Origin of the sequence: Paenibacillus mendelii (assembly GCF_024498075.1) — a bacterium.
GTDB classification, from domain to species: Bacteria; Bacillota; Bacilli; order Paenibacillales; family Paenibacillaceae; genus Paenibacillus_Z; species Paenibacillus_Z mendelii.
Map to the genome: position 1 here is coordinate 108929 of NZ_JANHOF010000013.1, position 18850 is coordinate 127778.

The 18850-nt window shown below is 52.4% G+C and carries 18 protein-coding genes; 9 read left to right on the forward strand and 9 right to left on the reverse strand.

Annotated features, from left to right (window positions below):
• Nucleotides 1–507 carry a large conductance mechanosensitive channel protein MscL gene (gene mscL / locus NNL21_RS27535; RefSeq protein ID WP_204820561.1) on the reverse strand — a complete coding sequence of 169 codons (507 nt, stop codon included), beginning with the start codon at nucleotides 505–507 and terminating at the stop codon, nucleotides 1–3.
• Nucleotides 508–689: 182 nt separating this feature from the next.
• Between mscL and NNL21_RS27540 the strand changes: the two genes are divergently transcribed.
• Complete coding sequence (locus tag NNL21_RS27540) at nucleotides 690–2495, forward strand: ATP-binding protein (RefSeq protein ID WP_204820562.1); 1806 nt, start codon at nucleotides 690–692, stop codon at nucleotides 2493–2495.
• 74 nt (nucleotides 2496–2569) lie between these two features.
• On the opposite strand, the gene NNL21_RS27545 is transcribed toward NNL21_RS27540, so the two are convergent.
• On the reverse strand, nucleotides 2570–3493 hold the full coding sequence (locus NNL21_RS27545) for a diacylglycerol/lipid kinase family protein (protein ID WP_204820563.1): 924 nt from the start codon (nucleotides 3491–3493) through the stop codon (nucleotides 2570–2572).
• A 412-nt stretch (nucleotides 3494–3905) separates the two neighbouring features.
• Between NNL21_RS27545 and NNL21_RS27550 the strand changes: the two genes are divergently transcribed.
• The 3 genes from NNL21_RS27550 to NNL21_RS27560 all read left to right on the forward strand — a co-directional run bounded on the left by NNL21_RS27550 (nucleotide 3906) and on the right by NNL21_RS27560 (nucleotide 6020).
• Nucleotides 3906–4037: a hypothetical protein gene (locus NNL21_RS27550; RefSeq protein WP_256555522.1), complete on the forward strand. Its 132-nt coding sequence runs from the start codon at nucleotides 3906–3908 to the stop codon at nucleotides 4035–4037.
• Nucleotides 4034–5104, forward strand: coding sequence for an FUSC family protein (locus NNL21_RS27555; RefSeq protein ID WP_204820564.1), 1071 nt, complete (start codon nucleotides 4034–4036; stop codon nucleotides 5102–5104). Before NNL21_RS27550 ends, NNL21_RS27555 begins: the two co-directional genes overlap by 4 nt.
• 151 nt (nucleotides 5105–5255) lie before the next feature.
• Nucleotides 5256–6020 (forward strand): DODA-type extradiol aromatic ring-opening family dioxygenase, encoded by a 765-nt coding sequence (locus tag NNL21_RS27560; protein WP_204820565.1) that lies wholly within the window; start codon nucleotides 5256–5258, stop codon nucleotides 6018–6020.
• 122 nt (nucleotides 6021–6142) lie between these two features.
• Here NNL21_RS27560 and NNL21_RS27565 read toward each other — a convergent pair whose 3' ends face one another.
• The 6 genes from NNL21_RS27565 to ilvA form a co-directional block, all read right to left on the reverse strand.
• Nucleotides 6143–6427: a transposase gene (locus tag NNL21_RS27565; RefSeq protein WP_204820566.1), complete on the reverse strand. Its 285-nt coding sequence runs from the start codon at nucleotides 6425–6427 to the stop codon at nucleotides 6143–6145.
• An 87-nt stretch (nucleotides 6428–6514) separates the two neighbouring features.
• On the reverse strand, nucleotides 6515–6658 hold the full coding sequence (locus tag NNL21_RS27570) for a hypothetical protein (protein WP_204820567.1): 144 nt from the start codon (nucleotides 6656–6658) through the stop codon (nucleotides 6515–6517).
• A 142-nt stretch (nucleotides 6659–6800) separates the two neighbouring features.
• Entirely contained in the window at nucleotides 6801–7187 is a 387-nt protein-coding gene (locus NNL21_RS27575; RefSeq protein WP_204820568.1) for a hypothetical protein, read from the reverse strand.
• A 25-nt stretch (nucleotides 7188–7212) separates the two neighbouring features.
• Nucleotides 7213–7818, reverse strand: coding sequence for a TVP38/TMEM64 family protein (locus NNL21_RS27580; RefSeq protein WP_204820569.1), 606 nt, complete (start codon nucleotides 7816–7818; stop codon nucleotides 7213–7215).
• A 14-nt stretch (nucleotides 7819–7832) separates the two neighbouring features.
• Complete coding sequence (locus NNL21_RS27585) at nucleotides 7833–9023, reverse strand: MFS transporter (protein ID WP_256555523.1); 1191 nt, start codon at nucleotides 9021–9023, stop codon at nucleotides 7833–7835.
• 314 nt (nucleotides 9024–9337) lie between these two features.
• Nucleotides 9338–10603, reverse strand: coding sequence for a threonine ammonia-lyase IlvA (gene ilvA / locus NNL21_RS27590; RefSeq protein WP_204820571.1), 1266 nt, complete (start codon nucleotides 10601–10603; stop codon nucleotides 9338–9340).
• A 634-nt stretch (nucleotides 10604–11237) separates the two neighbouring features.
• Between ilvA and NNL21_RS27595 the strand changes: the two genes are divergently transcribed.
• The 3 genes from NNL21_RS27595 (at nucleotide 11238) to NNL21_RS27605 (ending at nucleotide 14372) form a co-directional block, all read left to right on the forward strand.
• On the forward strand, nucleotides 11238–12014 hold the full coding sequence (locus NNL21_RS27595) for a VanW family protein (RefSeq protein ID WP_204820572.1): 777 nt from the start codon (nucleotides 11238–11240) through the stop codon (nucleotides 12012–12014).
• A gap of 61 nt (nucleotides 12015–12075) precedes the next feature.
• Complete coding sequence (locus NNL21_RS27600) at nucleotides 12076–12987, forward strand: effector binding domain-containing protein (RefSeq protein ID WP_256555524.1); 912 nt, start codon at nucleotides 12076–12078, stop codon at nucleotides 12985–12987.
• Nucleotides 12988–13142: 155 nt separating this feature from the next.
• Entirely contained in the window at nucleotides 13143–14372 is a 1230-nt protein-coding gene (locus NNL21_RS27605) for a stalk domain-containing protein (protein WP_204820573.1), read from the forward strand.
• A gap of 101 nt (nucleotides 14373–14473) precedes the next feature.
• Here NNL21_RS27605 and NNL21_RS27610 read toward each other — a convergent pair whose 3' ends face one another.
• A complete protein-coding gene (locus NNL21_RS27610) occupies nucleotides 14474–14797 on the reverse strand; it encodes a hypothetical protein (protein WP_204820574.1) in 324 nt (107 codons plus the stop codon).
• 204 nt (nucleotides 14798–15001) lie between these two features.
• Between NNL21_RS27610 and NNL21_RS27615 the strand changes: the two genes are divergently transcribed.
• Together NNL21_RS27615 and NNL21_RS27620 are read left to right on the forward strand one after the other, a co-directional pair.
• Complete coding sequence (locus NNL21_RS27615; protein WP_204820575.1) at nucleotides 15002–15907, forward strand: 2'-5' RNA ligase family protein; 906 nt, start codon at nucleotides 15002–15004, stop codon at nucleotides 15905–15907.
• A gap of 292 nt (nucleotides 15908–16199) precedes the next feature.
• Nucleotides 16200–18836: a (Fe-S)-binding protein gene (locus NNL21_RS27620; protein WP_256555525.1), complete on the forward strand. Its 2637-nt coding sequence runs from the start codon at nucleotides 16200–16202 to the stop codon at nucleotides 18834–18836.
• Nucleotides 18837–18850 lie beyond the last annotated feature (14 nt).

Here is an 18850-nt window from a genome sequence, read left to right on the forward strand (position 1 = left end):
CTACGACACCAGGCTGCCTTCTGCTGCGCTATGCGGTTCGGAAATATGGGAGGTGCAATGTGAGCAGCGGGTCGCTTTCAGGGGGATTTTGGACAAGCAGTACGGGCAATCCTTCTCTGTTGGTTCCACTGCTGCAGGCTCTTCTTCCTTAGCGTTCATTCTCCGCAAGGTATTCGCGCCCTTCACCATTAAGAAGATACAGAAAGCGACAATCGTAAAATCGATAATGACGTTAATGAACTGGCCGTAGGCAATAACGACGGCGCCGTTTGCCTTCGCTTCAGCAAGTGTCTTCGACGGCTCGTCTATTTTGCCGGTATCCAGGGTAAGGAACATATCAACGAAATTGACGTTGCCGAGAATTTTGCTGATCGGCGGCATGATCATATCGTTGACCATCGAAGTCACGATCTTACCGAATGCGGCGCCGATAATAACCCCCACAGCTAAATCCAGCACATTTCCTTTTACTGCAAATTCTTTAAACTCCTTTAAGACCTTCATCATCTTACAAGACGCCTCCTGCTGATATTTTCGTTCTATTATAACTCAGACTTGTTCTTACAGACAGTGCTGAATGAGAGAGAAGGGCGAGGTTATTTTTCCTGTCGTAAAAAAAAGGATTATATGTAAAAATGTCGAATTTTACCTTTGGAGCTTACTACTGATGCAATCGAGGACAGAACTAAATGGATGAACTGATTTTGTCTGATAAATGGATGTTTCTTCTGTTGGCACTGGCTATAAATCTGTTTGCCTCTTTTACGATGTTTAATATGATTGGACATCCGAAGCTAACCGGTACCTTCCGAAATTACTGGCTGTTCAACGGAGCGCTCGTATATGGACTCGGATTGTGGGTATCCCGGTTCATTATTGACCTTGCGACGGATAACATGATCATCATGGATTGGACGTCTGTGTTTAAGCTGGTTTCTTCGACGGTAACGGCCTTCTTCGCTTTTCGCTTCCTTCGCGTGGATAATTGCCGGCCCTTGCGAATTATCGTAAGCGGCTTATTGATGGCGGCGGGCACGAGCGCCTTGAATTATGCCTGCTTGATGGGAGACCAAATTCAAGCCTATGAGTTTAAACCCTGCTTTGCCATTATCGCTTTTATCGTGAGCTTTGCAGGCGCGGTTGGCTCATTCTACTTGTATGAACGGCGCAGGGGCTCGTACCTGCTGATAGCTGGTCTGGCACTGGGACTTTCCGGAATCGTTGTTCAATTGCTGGGCATCGTGGCGATCACGATCACTTACGATGTCGTGCTGACGGCGGATCGGCTCAATGAATACATGGGGCTGCTTGCCGTTGTGCTTGGTGTTGCAACCTCAGTTATCTTCGCATTCAGCTTGATCGCCCGATTCGTGGATCAGCGCTTCAGGGCTATGTACGAAAGATATCGGCTGCTCGTGGAGAATTCGATCGACATGATCGCCATTATCCGTGATGGAAGGTGGGAATACGTGAATCGTTCGGGGATCGCCATGTTCGAAGCATCAGGGGAAGGCGATCTGATCAACCAGTCTATCTACCATTTCCTTCAGCCCAAATGCCATGACAAGATGCGGCGCATGCTGCAGGTGACAGAGGGGGGTGTGCAGTCCGCTCCGGTCGAGTTGGAATGGTATTCGGTCAAGGGCAGACCCTTCCCTACCGAGGTCATTCAGACTTGGGCACGATTGCCCGGTAAACCGGCCCTTCAAGTTATTATCCGGGACATCTCTGAACGCAAGAAAAACGAGGAGCTCCTTATCAATTCGGAGAAGCTGTCTGTAGCAGGGCAATTAGCAGCCGGCATCGCCCACGAAATTCGCAATCCCTTAACGTCGTTAAAGGGCTTCCTGCAGCTGATCGCTTCCGGAAGGCAGAATAACAAAAATTATTTTGATATTATGAAATCGGAGCTGACCCGCATTGAATCGATCGTAAGCGAGCTGCTTATGCTGTCTAAGCCTCAGATCTATGAATTATCCTACAGGGATCTCCGGCACGTCATGCGGGAAACGGTGACGCTGCTGGAAGCCCAGGCGCTGCTGCACAGTATCGAGCTGGACATTCAATACGGAGAAGAGGCGTTATGGGTACACGGGGTGGAGAACCAGCTTAAGCAGGTCTTCATTAATGTGCTCAAGAATGCGATCGAAGCGATGGGAGATGGAGGAAGCATCCAAATCGTTTGCGTACGAGAAGGCGGGGATGTTATCGTGCGCATACAAGATTATGGACCGGGTATTCCGCGGGAACAGATGGCGAAGATCGGGCAGCCCTTCTATACCACGAAGGATAAGGGAACCGGTCTCGGCCTGATGGTAAGCTACAAGATCGTCGATAACCATCAAGGAAACGTAAGCGTAAATAGCACGCTGGGATCAGGAACCACATTCGAAATTAGTCTCCCTTACAATAATCCTGAAGAATCGTCCAACGGAGGCAGTTCGAACAAAGTGACGCCGATTCATCGAAGCAAACAGGAGGACGATGCTAAGTGACGGTATCCTCCTCCTGTTTCTTTTTGCCTGTGTTAAGAAGCGAACAATCCATACAACTGCAAAGCCGGATAAGGCTAATGGAGCAATAATAGCAACCCCTTAGCCGCTTGCGCGGATAAGGGGACGGACCCTACCGTCTCACCGTCACCGAATACTCTAGTTGGAGCGGGACCGTCGGCAGAAACGGCGACGGCTCGTCCCCGGAGCAGCGTGACATAGGACAGCCGGGTATGTGTACCGCTCAGCAGTGTCGGGAAAAGCCGCAGCAGTTGGAAAGGTTTACAGCTGTGTACGACGCACACATCGAGCAAACCGTCCGTAGACGAGGCATCAGGACAGATGCGCAATCCGCCCCCATATGAGGGGGTATTGCAAATTGCGGACAGCCAGCCGCGCTCGAAGCTGTGTTCCAAGCCGTCGATTGTAAGCTGCAGCCTTCGCGGCTGATAAGTCAGCAGTGTTTGGAAGACGCCGATGATATAAGCGAGCGACCCGGCACGCAGCAGATTGCACAGCTTTTTGTACGACGATTGATTGACCGCGTCTGCGACAGCAGCATCGAAGCCGATCGCAAGCGCTGTCAATACCAGCCGTGGAAGAGCGGGTGAACCCCCGGTGAGCAGCAGCAGGTCGACCGGACGTGCTAACGACGTGAATACACGTTCGAGCGCTTGAAGCGGCTGCTTGGGAATGCCGAAGGCACGTGCGGTATCGTTGCCCGAGCCTGCCGGAACTATACCGAGCGGAATGCCGCTGCCTGCTAATACGGGCAGCAGCCCATGAAGCGTGCCGTCCCCGCCGATAACGATGACCGCTTTGATATCTTCGCTTGGGCGAAGCTCCAATTCCGTGCGGATGCGTGCGCTTGCCTTATCAGGACAGCTCGTCAGGATCGCGAGATAGGGAATTCCGCGCCGTTTGACATCCGCCTCCACCTTCTTCCATACGCGTCTCCCCCTGCCGCCTCCGGCCTGTTCATTCACCGCAAAAATCCACATCTGCTGCTCTCTCCCGTCATGTTCAAACCGATGTCCTGAAGTTATGGCTTATATTATATGATGCTGCCGGGAGGATTGAAACTTCTTTTTTCATGCCGCGTACGTTTGTTGTATCATGGTAAGAGAAACTTGAGGAGTATGCCGAAAGGGGTTTTTATGAAGAATATGCTCAGGCTCCGAGATCGCGGATGCCTTAAGCATTTTTTTGAAATGTGAAGCTATGTGGTTAAGGATAAGAAAGGAATATGGCAGATCGGTAGTTATCCGCACGAGGGCTGCTATCGATGTGTAAGAGGAGAAGATGGCTGCCGGTAATCTCCCATCGATCGACCGTGGTTCTATACGGGTTGCCGCTGCGGTATGCGGAGCGGGGGCGGATAAGCTATAATGACGTGAGGAGGCGATATAAGAGATGGCCGAACCTTTGAAAGCGATGCACGACGGGCCTATATTGCTGCCAATCGCCTTGCGCGTTCAATTGAAAAGGACGCCCTTGGATAAAGGGCTATTCATAGCATTAAAGACCGGGGGTGATGAACGATGACCATCGGTGCTCGCGTATTGAAGACAGGTCTTGCGGTTGCACTCGCCGTGTTTGTTAGCGGATTAATCGGCTTTGCGTCGCCGATTATCGCAACGGTTGCAGCCATATTTACGATTCAACCGTCCATATCACGATCCTGGCAGCAAGTAAGCGATCAGCTGCAGACGAATGTGCTGGGTGCGGTCGTTGCCTTGATTGCAGTTAAATTATTCGGGCATACCGCGATAGCCGTTGGACTTGTATGTATTATTGTCATACTCATCAGCATCCGGCTGCGGATGGAAAGCACGATCGGATTGACACTGGTAACTGTAGTTGCCGTCATGGAGGCAACCGGGGGTGAGGGCTGGGTGTTTGCGCTCCAGCGTTTTTCGATGGTGCTTACCGGTATGGGGGCAGCCTTTTTAGTCAATCTGCTCGTATTTCCGCCTCGTCCCCGCAAGCAGTTCACCGAGCAGGTGCATGAAGCGTATGCAGAGCTTTCTCTGCTTCTTCGTATGGCCATTTCCAATGAGCTGCGGGAGGATGTACATAGGAATGAGAAGGATAAGCTGCACCGCACGCTGCGCAAGCTCGAGGAACGGTATACGCTCTTTGAAGAAGAGCGGACCCTGCGTGCAAGCCGCAAGCTGATCAAGGCCAGGCAGCTGCTCCTATCGAAGCAGTTGATTAAGACACTGCAGCAGGGAGCGGATCTATTGGACGTGGTGGAGGAGCATTATTTTGCTGCTCCGGAGGCAAGCAAGTGGGCGAGCCGTTTCGACCGCCAGATTGAAGATTTGACCAAATACCATGAGCAGATTCTGCTGAAAATCGAGGGGAAAGTGAAGCAGGGGGCCATATTCGAACCGGAGGAGGAACGGGAGACGCGGCTTGCCATGCAGTTAACCGATTATCTGGTTGAAGATTCCGATGACCGCAAGAGGCTTGTGTTTGTCGCCTCTGCCATATTCGAATATTCCTATCACCTGCGCAGGCTGGAGCGACTTTCCGACCAGGTTATGCAGCGTGATGCTGAAGCTGATGGCAAGCCAGCCGGCAAATCCGAGTCGGTACCGGAACATTAATGAAGGATAGGGAGGCCCGTCAATCCGAGTTTGGAGCGGCGGGCTATTCATATATCCATCATAAGATTTCAATCGAATGAGTTACTTGACATAATTTAATATAAAACATATACTTACTTACATAAAGTAACTAAAAAAAGGAGAGATCCTTATGATACCCGCATTATTTTTAGCTCATGGTTCACCGATGCTTGCGATTGAACAGACGCCTTATACGGCTTTTCTTGAGAAGCTGGGCCAGCAGATTCAACCGAAGGCGATTGTGGTTTTCACCGCTCATTGGGAGACGGAGAAGGTTACGATCTCTTCAATGGATGATGAATACGAGACGATCTATGATTTCGGCGGATTCCCGGATGAACTGTACGCGATTCAATACAAGGCCAAAGGCTCAACCGAAATCGCCTCGTTGGTGGCGGAGAAATTAGCTTCGCATGGTATTGCGGCAGAGAAGGATTCGCAGAGAGGGCTGGATCACGGCTCATGGACACTGCTTCACCGTATGTATCCAAGAGCAAATATCCCGGTTGTGCAAATATCGGTTAACCCGTACCGATCGCCTGAGGATCAGTATAAGATCGGCGCCGCGCTTAAGGGATTAGGCGGCGAAGATATACTCGTTATCGGTAGCGGGGTGACGGTTCATAATTTGCGCGTGCTGAACTGGGGGCAGTCAACTCCGGAGCCATGGGCGGTTGAATTCGATGACTGGCTGCTCGATCGAATGGAGCAGCAGGATTTAACGTCACTGTTCCGGTATGCGGAGCTGGCGCCGCATGCCAAGCTGGCAGTACCAAGAGCAGAGCATTTCGTGCCGTTATTTATTGCGATGGGAAGCGGCAGCCAGCAGCAGGCCAGCGTTATACACCGCAGCTACGATATGGGGACGCTCAGTTATCTTTGCTTGCAGTTTTGAGTCAGGAATGCCGAGGATGGCAGCAATAGAAACAACATAAATAGCTGAACAGGTCTGGGGCCTGTTCAGCTATTTATGTTGTTCATTCCAGGTAATACCGTCTGCTGGAGTCAGCGGCTGCTTTATTTGTCGCCGCGATCGACGTGACCACGGGGGCTCTTAGAACCGGAATTGGCGTTATCTTCAGCCTTCGGTACGAGACGCGGGTCGGTGTGTCCTTTATGATGGTTGTCGAAATCGAGCTCGGCAAGCTCCCATTCTGTAGATCCGAGCATGACGTCGGCTGGAAACGTTTGGCCGCGCTTCAATTTCTCCTCGCCGCCCCATTCGTTCTTGTACACGCCGTCGACTTCAACGGTTTCACCGGATACAGGTTCCATCTCATAATGGCGTTTTTTTTCGCTCATGAAGCACTTCCTCCTTGTGACTTATCGCATAGGCCGGTTCGATAAGAACCGTTAGTCAACATGTAGGATACCCGGTCTGCGGCAGCATTATAAACCGTGCTTGGGAACCGCGCTGCGGTCGGCTTCCGATTGCTTCTGGCTGGCCTGTGCCTTACCTTGACCGGAACGGTCGGCCTTGGACTGCGCTTGACTGGCTTTACGCTGTAAATTGGAAGGCTGTTCACCTGACATGGTTGTTGGACCTCCTGAAAGTTTTTGCGGGCTATGCCCCGAAGGGGAGAGCAAAAACTCGCTTCGGAAGCATAAGCAAGCCATCTACAGTGTGCTGATTACGGAAGTTTTCTATACATGTCAGGCGAGGCAATGGCTTCCCTCACTGCAATCGAAGTCCGCAGGACGGACAGTCTAGATCTTCATGGGTGACCGTCGTATTACAAGCCGGACATGGCTCATTGAAGGGATCGGCCTTAGCGGCAGACGAACGGCCCTTGTCCACGTCCGCGTCCTCATTCCCGCTGCTTCCTTGCCTCAGGTGGGCGGGCGTCCCGAATAGCGCTTCTACGAACTCCCGCAGTTGTTTATGCTTGTCCGAGTCATCGGTGTCGGTAGTCAGCTTAATGATAAATATCATGGCACCAACCAATGATCCGACCAGGAGGAGCACGAGAACGGAAGCAAGGCTGCTCATCCAGTCGATCGCGGCAGGCCAGCTTATCCCATTGTTAGTCATTAGGAAGCCAAAATGGAACACATGCCACATGTCGCTCACCATCCCGCCAAGTCGGTCATTTTAACTCATATCGCTTCTCAAGCTGTTTGCCTGCAAACCACATGGCAAATATAAGGATGCAGGTCAGGACGATCCGCCACGGCTCTTTGGCGAGGTTGACGATATCGAAGCTGAGCAGCGACACGCTGAAAATCATGACCGCTTTGCCAAGCAGTACGGCCACGACAAAAGTATGGAACGGTACTTTGCTGAGTCCGGATACGATATTAATGAGTACGGAAGGCGAGAACGGGAAGCACGCGAGTAAGAAGATCGGCGTGAATCCCCGCTGTTCGATCCAATTGAAGAATCGCTTTGTCTTCGGTAGTTTCCGCTGGATCCATGGTCCGAATTTTGTTCCTAATTTTCGGGCAATCAGGAATACGATGAGTGAGCCGCCGCAAACCCCGATCCAAGAAAAAAGAGACCCCATCCACAGACCGTAAATATTCGCGTTAACCGCCACGAACACGAGTAACGGCAGGATGGGCAGGAACGATTCCACCATCGTTAACGCAATGCCCGGCAGCGGCCCGAAGGCCGAGTAGCTTTCCAACGTTTTTTGCAGCTGCTGCAAGTCCAAATTTTTGAGCTCGTGAATCCATTCATTCCATTGACTCATTATATATCCCCTTGTTATTTCGTAGCCTTAGCATTTTCCGTGAATACACGGAAAGGAAACCAAATGTAGAAAAATCCGATCAGCCCATATAGGATGGCAGCATACCAGACAACCGCGGATTCTCCCATGCCGGAGGCCAATACGCCGCCGATGACAGGTCCAATCATGCCGCCGATGCCTTCTACGGTAGAGAATATGCCCCATCCCAGCCCGGACTGCTGCGGCGGCACATACGCGGCAAGCAAAGCGTTCCACGCCGGAAGGAGCGCTGAATAAGACAAGCCCAGCACACCTGCGAGCAGCATGCTTTCCCACAGCGGAGGCTCAAGGGAAAGTCCGTAAAGGCCTGCGGCGATGAAGATAAAGCCGAGCACGAGGAACCATTTCTTGCCCCCGAGCTTGTCCGACAGCCGGCCGAACGGAATAAGACCGACAGCTGTGCAAGCTCCACCGGCAAGTAAGAGAAGGGAGTACTGCGCCCCTGTCATCCCGAGCTTATTCTGTGCGAAGCTCGGAAGAATGGGTACCAGCATGCCTGCACCGGCAGTCTGCAGGATCATCCCCGGCAGCAGGAGCTTCATGTGACGAAGGCGCTCACGCAGCACGACCAGTTGTTCTTTGAGCGGCAGGGTGGTGACGGCTTGTGTCTTCCGATTGCTGATGAATAACGAGAGCACCCAGCAGAGTAACGACAGTATAAGCAGGGTGTAATACGTAAGCGAGGTGCTGTAATCAAGGACAATATTGCAAATAATCGGACCCGATCCAAGGCCGACAAGCCAGATCGTGTATAGAAAGCCCATTTGTGTCGCACGATTATCTTCGCTTACTTTGGTAAGACAGACAATCCAGATGGGGGAGATCCCGACCCCGTATAAGGCCGCTGCTACAATAAACAGCCAAGGCTGAAAGGAGAACTGAAGCAGGAAGATCCCGGCAAGCGATGCGAGCAGTCCGGTATGGACGACGAACCGGATTGAAAATCGGTCAAGCAGGTATCCAATCCCCATCTTGAGCACCGTGTCGGTCAAATAATGAGCCGTAATGGCAATGCCGATGATATCGAAGTTGAGCCCAAGCGTCTTTTGCCCGAATATGGGGAGAAAGCTGATTAAGACAGCCCCTCGAACGAATTCTACGAAAAATAAAATGACCGAAAATAACGTGATTTCCGGTCCGAACCAACGGTTTCGAATCCTTCTCACTTCCTTAGCCTCGTAAACTCTCTCGAACATAACGTGTATGATTCGGTACTCTCTGGCTGCGGGCGTATGACGGAGGCTGCTCCTTCCATTATATGCAAGGTTGGCGAAAAGTCTAATTTGCGGCCAAGGGACACGTATGGCCTCTATACAATTGCTTACCTTATTTCATAATTATTAAACGAATGGGAGTAACATTGAGTTTCAATATTTTGAAGAAAGGTGCCGGACCTGCGCTGGGAAAGTCCCGCTGCTGGGCTGCAAACATAAAGAAACCCGGAAGAGATCTTCCGGGCTGCACGAATTATACCGATTGCCTAGATTAACAAATTGAACAACAGCGGATCTTTGTTCAGCTCAATAAATTGATAGCCCTTCTTATGCATACGCGCAATAAGCGGCTCATAATCCTCCCGATTCTTCAGCTCTAGGCCGACAAGAGCAGGGCCGTTATCTTTATTGTGCTTCTTCGTATATTCGAACCGGGCAATATCGTCGTTCGGACCGAGCACCTCATCAAGAAATTCACGCAGCGCTCCGGCCCGTTGAGGGAAGTTGAGCATGAAGTAATGCTTCAGTCCTTCATAGACCAGCGAGCGTTCCTTGATTTCCTGCATACGGTCGACATCATTGTTACCTCCGCTAACGACACAAACAACCGTCTTACCGGCGATTTCGTCACGGTATTGATCCAGAGCAGAGATTGGAAGCGCGCCAGCGGGTTCGGCCACAATGGCATTCTCGTTATACAGGTCAAGCATGGTGGTACATACTTTACCCTCCGGCACGAGTACAATGTCATCAATCAGTTCTTGGCACATGCGGAACGTCAGGTCTCCAACCCGCTTGACCGCGGCGCCGTCGACGAACTTATCGATCGTATCCAGTGCCGTTACGGCTCCTTCGCGGATGGATTTCTGCATCGATGGCGCGCCTTCCGGCTCGACACCAATGAGCTTGGTACCAGGAGAAACGGCTTTTACGTAAGCTCCTACACCTGCCGCGAGCCCTCCGCCTCCAATGGTAACGAAGACGAAGTCAGGCGTTGTTTCCATAGCTTCTATGATTTCTTGACCGATCGTGCCGTTGCCGGCAATGATTTTGGGATCGTCGAAGGGATGGATGAAGGCCATATCGTTTTGCTCGCTCACCGCGACCGCGGCGGCGTAGGCATCATCGAAGGTATCGCCGGTCAGGATAACCTCGACATCCGGTCCCCCGAAGAAGGAAACCTGACTTACCTTTTGGCGGGGAGTCGTGCTCGGCATAAAAATTTTGCCGGGTATGCCCAGCACTTGGCAGGAATAGGCAACGCCCTGCGCGTGATTGCCCGCGCTCGCGCATACGACGCCCCGGGTAAGCCGTTCCGGAGGGAGTGATTTGATCAAATGATAGGCACCCCGAAGCTTGAAGGAGCGGACCACCTGCAGATCCTCCCGTTTCAGCAGGACCGTACATCCATATCTGGCGGATAATACCCGACTATGCTGCAGGGGCGTTCGCACCGCGGTTTCTTTGACATGCATTTGCGCTTGGGCAATCTCAGTCATCCCGACCCAAGACAAGCTGTTGTTATTATTCATATGAACCATCCTCCCTGACATCTAGGCCATAAATACAAAAAAATCCCGTCCCTGAAAAGGGACGAGATTGTATCTCGCGTTACCACCCTAAATTCCGTCCGCTCCATAAGAAAGGGATGCGTCCGGCACTCTGCCGCGTACTATCATACGCGCTCCGTATAACGGCGGATACCGTCCAATGCTTATCGATTCAGGAATTCGTACAAGCAGCTGCCTAGCGGCTAGGCTGCACGCGTGGATCCCGGTCGGTTCGGCATGGCTTCTCAGGGAGGATGCAAATCGTCAGTTGACAAACATCGGCTTGCAGCGGGGTGCCGACTCTCTGGAGATTGTCTATTCTAACGTGCTTGTTCCCGTCAACGAATGTCGATTTGTCGGAATATTCTTGTTCTTGTTATACTCCCCCCATTCATAAATGTCAATCGTTATCTTCCAAGAGGGGGAGTTTAACGTAAATTTTTGACTATGTTCGCCTATTCGTCCATCTATTCTGTTAGTATAGTAGAATTTGGAAGACATAACTAATGATAGTCAATCACCGCGTTCATTAGCACAGAAGACTTGCTGATTGGCCTCTGCTGCTTCTGGGCGCACAACCTGCGGTTAAAGAAAAGGGACAGGAGTGGATGCCCCAATGAAGCCTCGGGAACGCTCGAAGCTGCGGCTCGCGGCAGGGAAGTTTGCCTATACGTGGAGAAGATACGGACAATGGATTTTCGGTGGGATGGACTTTGCCAAGGAAATACGTAAGGACAATCTCTCCTACTTGGTGTTCAGTCATGCAACGCCAACGCTGAGAAAGCTGAAGGATGTTGATATGTGGCTGCAGCACAATAAAGAAACGAATCTGAAGCTGGCTGTCCGGAGGCTGGATGGAATTGTTATCCATCCGGGGGAGACCCTGTCCTACTGGAAGCTCATCGGCAATCCCACGAAGCGCAAGGGCTATGTGCCCGGTATGGTGCTGTTCTATGGCCGGTTTAAGCCCGGCATCGGCGGCGGACTGTGTCAGCTCTCCAATCTGATCTATTGGTTGACGCTGCATACACCCCTGACCATTACGGAAAGGCATCGGCACAGCTACGACGTGTTTCCTGACTCGAACCGTACGCAGCCCTTTGGGAGCGGTGCAACCTGCTCGTACAATTATCTGGATCTCATGATACGCAACGATACCGATTCCACTTATCAGCTGAGGGTAGACGTACAGGATCATCAGCTGCTTGGAGAATGGCGGTCCACCATAAAACCGATCCATACCTATGAGGTGGTGGAGAAGGAGCATCGGATCAGCCAAGAGCACTGGGGCGGATATGTGCGTCATAACATCATCCACCGCTTGGTTTTCAATGACGTTAAGGAACTGGTGCGGGATGAGTTTGTTGCAGAGAATCGCGCCCTCATGATGTAATCGCCTCTGCTGCAGGAAGCGGCAGCGGGTGATTCTTAATTTGGAAGAGGAGGTTTTTTCTATGACGGTTAAGGTGAACCTGGAAGACCTGATTGAGGTGCGGACAGCTGTGACGGAACACGTGCATCTAGTCGGTTTGAGAGGCGCTAACGATTACGAAGTAGAGAAACGGATGTTTGCGGAATTAAAGGAGCGGATCGATGAGATTCCGAATCGGGTCGGCTCCGATGAGTATCTCGTCATTTTTTGCGATGGCCTTCTTGTAGCCGCGCAGGTGACGGAATTCGGCGACCTGCCGGAAGGGATGGCCGCGTACACGCTGGAGCCGGATGAGCATGTTGTCTTCCGTTTCGAAGAGAAGCATATTTGCGAATTCTGGGATTATTTCTGCAGCGAGGACAACCAGGCCAAGTATAACCTGAATATCGCCAAGCCCCGGTTTGAAATTTTCAAGGAGAGCCTGCAGCCTGCCGGGATGACGGAGATTTATTTTCCGACCCATGACCGGGAAGTGAAGGTGCTGGCACTCGGAGAGCTGAAGGTGGTGGGATTACGGGTGATATGCAAGGATGGCGACGCTTATAAGAATGAAATTCCTAAAGCCGCCGTCGAGCTGAAGCGCCGCATAGGCGAGATCGCCAATCGGGTCGTGCCTGAACGGATGATCGGTGTATTCGTCGCAGGCGATTACTCCCAAGATGAAGACGGGTACTGGGTATGCGTCCAGGTGGAGGAAATCGCAGACGTGCCGGAAGGAATGTCATCCTTGACCGTTCCTCCTCAGTCCTATGCGGTGACCTTGCATAAGGGGCGGACGGATATGATTTTTCGCACGTACGAGCTGCTGCACCACTGGATTGCCGAGCATGGCTATGAGCGTGTTCAGCGATCATGGCATCTGGAAATCTATGAACAATGGGGAGAGCCGGCAGATACGGTTGAGGTGCTGCTTCATGATACGATTACGATCTGAATGGTGCTTGCTGCCAGAGAGTAGAAAATTTACTAGACGGCTCTAGAAGATTTCAGCTATTATAAACGAAGGTTGGCTGCGTTGCCAGAATCTGAGAATGTGCACTTAGCCATCTAAACCGCAGTACGAATCGAACCTATTGGAGGGGCAGCGAGTTGAAATCATTGAAATCGTTCCGGGCATGGAAAAGCTTGACCGTCTTATCTCTTGTCATTGTATTTACACTCTCCTTTGCAACGGCCGGTATGGCAGCCAATGCAAACACGACATCACCAATCCGCGTATGGCTGGGCGAAGAGGAAATTGAATTTAGCGTCGCGCCTGTGGCGCAATCAGGCACTGTTTATGTGGAATTCCGCTCGTTGTTTCAAGCACTAGGCTTTGCCATTGATTATGATACGAAGACCAAGTCGATTACAGGTGAGTCGAGAAATGTTAGCATCCAGATGAAAATTGGATCCAGCGATACACTTGTGAATGGCAAGCCATCCGCTGTACCGGCTAAGCCGATCGCTATTGACGGACGCACACTCGTGCCCCTTCGCTTTATTGGCGAAGCGGCAGGTCTCACAGTGGATTGGAGTTCCAAGGCCCAGACGATCAAGCTGAGCTACAAAGCTCCGACGGCTGAAGATATGGCGGGTATTAAAGCCCTGTTCGATAAACAGCAGGCGTATATCGACAAAAAAGATTACAAAGGATTTCTCAGCACGATCGACCCTTCGTCGGAGCTTCTGGACGGGCTGGAGGAGCAGTTGAAGGCTCAAGAAGACGGCGATGTGGTTACGGTAACCACATTCGATAGCTTCGAGGTGGAGGATTGGAAACAGAATGAGGCTGGCGTTTGGTTTAATGCAGTGACGAAGAAATCAGGCAGCGAAGGGTTCTATCTTGACCGATTAGAAGAAACGTATGCGGTCGTGCACCGTGCTGCTGACGGCAGCTGGAAGCTGTATGATATTCAAACGACAGATGCGGTCTACTTGAACGCTGAAGAGGTGGTCAAGCAGGAAGCGAACGTACCCGATGCAGAGAAAACGGCCATATTAGGTGCTATGGAAGCGAATCTGAAGGCGATGAATGACGAGGACGCGAATGCGCTGGTCGCCACCTTCAATCCTTCATCCCCTTACGTAGACTACTTGAAAGATATCTATGTCGACTTTTTCGCGGATTACGATTTGAAGTTTACGAACGAGAAGGTTTCGATCGTGTACTATAAAGACAGCACCGCATATGTTTATGTTGTACAAAAGATGGAAGTTATTGAAGGCGATGACTTTGTCGATGACCGCTCGTATATGGTCTTTAAAGTGACCAAGGATAAAGCGGGCAAATGGCTGATCGACCCGGATAATGAGTTATTCAAATACGAAGAGCTTTAGAAAATAGAGAAAGGTGCGAACCCGTCGGTTCGCACCTTTCTTGTATAGGTATTGCATACAAACAGGCAGGATGCCTGCGCAGCCGGTTGTTCGGATGTTCCTTAACGGGCGAAGAAGGTAATAACGCCGACAAGGGCGAATATAGGTCCCCAGTATTCCATGCGGATAAAGAGCAAGCTGTGCTGCTCGCGTGCTTGAACCGCATCGATTGCTGCTGAGTCCGGATTTGGTTTATAGACGTGTTCGGCGTTCAGCGCTTTGCCCAGAAACCACACGATAATGCCGGCCAAGACCAGAGCAACCGCTTCAGGCCAATGCTGTTCATCCGTGTTGAGACCCGTATATTGTGCGAAATATCCAATAATCGCGACCATTGCAGCAGCAATGAATATCGCTATGATACCTAAACCTCTCCATATGGCCATCCATGCCACTCCTCCTGTGTATGTCATGGCGGATTTGCTGCTTGTTGCGGGTGGGGAGCTGTTGTCGCATGCATAGGTTAATTTTACCAACGGACAACTTTGCTATCAATAGTTTTTAACGTTTTTTTAGATAAAGCGCCTGAAGGCTGAGTCCTAATGAACAGTATTAAACAGCCTTCCGGGATGTGCTAAGGAGGTTGCAATATGCAGCTATACCGGTATAACGGACAGCTGGTGAGACTGACGATGGATGATGGCGAGGAGCTGGTCGTGCAGCCGCTCGAGTATGAGAATCAAGAAGAAGGAACGTACCGTGTCCGATCGTTCACTTCCGGTCAGCGGAGTAAGTTTGATACGGTCATCATCTTGAATGAAGATCAAGTTGCAGCGGTGGATATTCTGCCTGAAGAGATCAAGAGCGGAATTGCCCTGACGCTCAGCTATGTGCCGGATATTCGCCAAGCCTATGAAATCATGAAGGGCGCGAAGCTCCCATCCAAAGTATCGTTCGGACGCATCGACCGCGATGACAATTCGGAGAAGGGTGACAATGCCATGTACGCGGTCGAGCTTTTTTTCAACGACGCGGTCGAGCGGTCTGTGCGCCTCATTTGGCGGGAGCTTCATGAACTCGGGATCTCAAGTACGATGTATGGGATAGAAGAGCAGCGGCCGCATATAACGGTTGCAGTCTATAATGAAATAGGGCAAGTCGAGCAGTTGCTGGAGAAAGTGGAAGCCTTCATGGCGAAGAGGGATAAATTGAGGTTGAATTTCGACGTAGTCGGAACGTTCCCCACGACCCGTACATTGTTTGCGTCTCCGACGGTAACGCAGGAGCTGCTTCGGTTTCATGCGGACTATTATGCGCAGTGCGGCGGGGATTGGGCCGCTTCCGTATCGCCACTCTACATACCGGGCGGATGGAATCCACATTGCACGCTAGCGATCAAGCTGACCGATGATCAGCTGAGACAAGCGATGGCGCATGTGGTGCCGAATTTTATGCCGATCGCTGGAGAGACGGTGGAGCTGGGCGTTGTAAAGCTCCATTGGCAAGAGGGAAGCTGCGTTAGAAGCCCGCTTGTGCGCGCGTACAGATTTAGGTGATAGGACCGCTGAGATTGAACAAAACCACAGGCTGTTAATACCGTTGATCCCTGACGACCCTGAATCGGCTTAGCCGGGAATGGAGGAGTCGGGGATTTTTGTGCTGGCCGGACAGCTCATGCGAATGAACACGATCCCTCGCGCACCAGGGCACAGGCGCATGTTCAGACAGGGAAAGACATATACTTCACTACCGGGCTATTTTGAAAGCGCTTTATAACTTGTCCGATGTTAAGCGGCTGAAGGCAGGAATACCGTCATCTCGATCCTGTATGACAAAGGAGGGATCCGTGTGGCGCAGTTTAATCCGTTCTCATCATTAGACGCGGCGCAGCTCGTACGATGGATCTTATTTCTGGCTGTAACCGCAGCAGCGATTGGGTGGTTTCTCACAGCTATTAGGAGGCGAGTTGGTTATATCCGATTGGGGCAAGTTCCGCCGCCCCGTACGCCTGTCGAATTACCTGCCGAACGGGCGGGGACATCGGGCGACGAATGGCTCCAAGAACGAAGCCGGGGCAACCGGGCGGGAGCTCACGGAAAGCCTCGATTGCCAAGGCGGGAGGCCAGCACAGAAAAGGGCTCTTCAAAGCGTTCCCGGGAGTGGGCTGCTCACGTATTCGGACACCGGAAGCTGCTAAAGGACATACGGAGCGGGATTCTGCACCTGGTTCTGTTCTACGGCTTTATTGTGCTTCAATTCGGTGCCGCTGACCTGATATGGAAGGGCTTGACGGGATCGGCGCTTCCGCTCCCCGCCTATGGGGTATTCCTGACGATTCAGGAAGCGACCGTGCTGCTTGTTCTGGGGGCCGTTCTGTATGGGGGCTTTCGCCGATATGTCGAGCGGTTGGACCGGCTGAAGCGAGGCTGGAAGCCGTCTCTCGTGCTCTGGTTTATCGGAGGGCTGATGGTGACCGTTCTTATGACGCAGGCGTTCGATCGGCTGCTTGAGGTGAAGAGGGATGTGGCCGCCGGGGAACGGGGAACCATTACGGTCGTGCAGGCTGGCAGCGGCGGTCTAGGGGAGGGAGCGCCGCTGCTGGCAGAGGATCCGGGCCGGAGCTCCAATCCGTCAGTTGGGAACGCGGAAGGGCGATTGGAAGCGTCGGGATCGCTGGAATCCGGCACGCAGGCTGCCGTGGTCTGGAAGCCTCTGCATCTGCTGCAGGCCTTGGAATGGCTGCAGGCTTTCATCGCTTCTAATCATCAAGGCAGCATGGGTGCAAATATCCACGGTGATCGTGTATCGGCTCCTGGCGCACCGGTATCCTCGGCCATTGCCGATGTGCTGCTTCGGATGGGGGTAACGCGAAGCGCAGCAGGAGTTGGATATGAATTTTTTTGGTGGCTGCATTACGTGGTGCTGCTTGCTTTTCTGGTGTATGTGCCGCAGTCGAAGCATTTTCATATCTTATCGGCTCCGGTTAATTTGTGGCTGCGCCGCAAAAACCCGCCGGGTGCGCTTGCCCCGCTGGATCTTGAGGATGAGAATGCCGAGACGTTCGGGGTGGGGGAGGTGGAGCATTTTACGCAAAAGCAGCTGCTGGATCTATATGCCTGCGTGGAATGCGGACGCTGTACGAATGTCTGTCCCGCCTCGAATACCGGGAAGCTGCTGTCGCCGATGCATCTGATTATGAAGCTGCGAGACCATCTGACGGAGAAAGGCGCGGCCGTGACATCGAAATCCCCGTGGGCGCCGTCAATTGCTGCGGGCCGTCAGCAGCAGGGGGCACATGTCATGAGCGGATCGATGCCGGTATGGATGGAGGATGGGGGTGTGGTCACAACCATTGCTCCTACGATGACTGCGCAGCGACATGCATGGAATCGACAGTCAGGCAGCCTGCCGTCCAATGTTCAATTAATCGGCGATGTCATGACAGAGGAAGAGTTGTGGTCGTGCACGACATGCCGCAGCTGCGAAGAGCAATGTCCGGTAGGCAACGAGCATGTTGACAAAATCATTGATATGCGGCGTTACCTGGTGCTTATGGAAGGGCGTCTCCCTGCAGAGGGACAGCGGGCACTGCAGCACATCGAGCGCCAGGGCAATCCGTGGGGGCTTCCTAGAGCCCAGCGGGCGGCTTGGATAGCTGCTTATGAAGGGGAAGGCGGAGAGCCTGTCACGACGATGCAGGAGGCGGCCAAGCGCGGTGAACAACCGGAGCTGCTGCTCTGGGCAGGCACAATGGGTGCATTCGATCAGCGCAGCCAGCGCGTGCTCTTCGCCTTGGTCCGGCTGCTCCAGCATGCGGGCATCCCGTTCGCCGTGCTTGGCAGCGAGGAACGAAACTCTGGCGATACGGCTAGACGAATGGGCAACGAGATGCTGTTTCAAACCTTGTGCCGGGAGAATATCGCGACATTATCGCGCTATGGGATCCGGCATATCGTGACAATTTGTCCACATACCTTTCATGCGATGAAGAATGAATATCCCGATTTTGGATTGAGCGGGGATATTGTGGTCGAGCATCATACGATGCTGCTAGACCGGATTGTAGCGGAAGGCAGGCTGACACCTGCTTACGCTCTGTCTGAGCGGATCGTATATCACGACTCCTGTTATCTGGGGCGCTACAACGGGGTATATGACGCTCCGCGCAGGCTGCTGCGTACCATACCCGGCGTTCAGCTTGTGGAGATGGAGCTTTCCCGGCAGAACGGAATGTGCTGCGGGGCAGGCGGCGGCTTGATGTGGATGGAGGAACGAAGCGGTGCACGGGTGAATGAGGCACGGGTGTCGCAGGCGCTTGCGGTACAGCCGACGGTTATCAGCTCGGCGTGCCCCTACTGCTTGACGATGATGGAGGATGGCGTCAAAATGCTGGCCGAGGAAGGGGGCGTCCGCGCCCGCGATGTCGCGGAACTGCTGGCAGACAGTGTCTTCGGAAACGGCAGTGTATCCATGGGGCCGGGCTAGCGGGCTTGGTACAA

What these genes read in the sequence shown, in the direction of transcription:
- NNL21_RS27600 (WP_256555524.1), top strand. Translation starts at nt 12,076, where the DNA reads ATGACGGTTAAGGTGAACCTGGAAGACCTGATTGAGGTGCGGACAGCT.
- NNL21_RS27575 (WP_204820568.1), bottom strand. Translation starts at nt 7,187, where the DNA reads ATGTGGCATGTGTTCCATTTTGGCTTCCTAATGACTAACAATGGGATA.
- ilvA (WP_204820571.1), bottom strand. Translation starts at nt 10,603, where the DNA reads ATGAATAATAACAACAGCTTGTCTTGGGTCGGGATGACTGAGATTGCC.
- NNL21_RS27560 (WP_204820565.1), top strand. Translation starts at nt 5,256, where the DNA reads ATGATACCCGCATTATTTTTAGCTCATGGTTCACCGATGCTTGCGATT.
- NNL21_RS27580 (WP_204820569.1), bottom strand. Translation starts at nt 7,818, where the DNA reads ATGAGTCAATGGAATGAATGGATTCACGAGCTCAAAAATTTGGACTTG.
- NNL21_RS27540 (WP_204820562.1), top strand. Translation starts at nt 690, where the DNA reads ATGGATGAACTGATTTTGTCTGATAAATGGATGTTTCTTCTGTTGGCA.
- NNL21_RS27615 (WP_204820575.1), top strand. Translation starts at nt 15,002, where the DNA reads ATGCAGCTATACCGGTATAACGGACAGCTGGTGAGACTGACGATGGAT.
- NNL21_RS27610 (WP_204820574.1), bottom strand. Translation starts at nt 14,797, where the DNA reads ATGGCCATATGGAGAGGTTTAGGTATCATAGCGATATTCATTGCTGCT.
- NNL21_RS27550 (WP_256555522.1), top strand. Translation starts at nt 3,906, where the DNA reads ATGGCCGAACCTTTGAAAGCGATGCACGACGGGCCTATATTGCTGCCA.
- mscL (WP_204820561.1), bottom strand. Translation starts at nt 507, where the DNA reads ATGATGAAGGTCTTAAAGGAGTTTAAAGAATTTGCAGTAAAAGGAAAT.
- NNL21_RS27595 (WP_204820572.1), top strand. Translation starts at nt 11,238, where the DNA reads ATGAAGCCTCGGGAACGCTCGAAGCTGCGGCTCGCGGCAGGGAAGTTT.
- NNL21_RS27545 (WP_204820563.1), bottom strand. Translation starts at nt 3,493, where the DNA reads ATGTGGATTTTTGCGGTGAATGAACAGGCCGGAGGCGGCAGGGGGAGA.
- NNL21_RS27555 (WP_204820564.1), top strand. Translation starts at nt 4,034, where the DNA reads ATGACCATCGGTGCTCGCGTATTGAAGACAGGTCTTGCGGTTGCACTC.
- NNL21_RS27570 (WP_204820567.1), bottom strand. Translation starts at nt 6,658, where the DNA reads ATGTCAGGTGAACAGCCTTCCAATTTACAGCGTAAAGCCAGTCAAGCG.
- NNL21_RS27565 (WP_204820566.1), bottom strand. Translation starts at nt 6,427, where the DNA reads ATGAGCGAAAAAAAACGCCATTATGAGATGGAACCTGTATCCGGTGAA.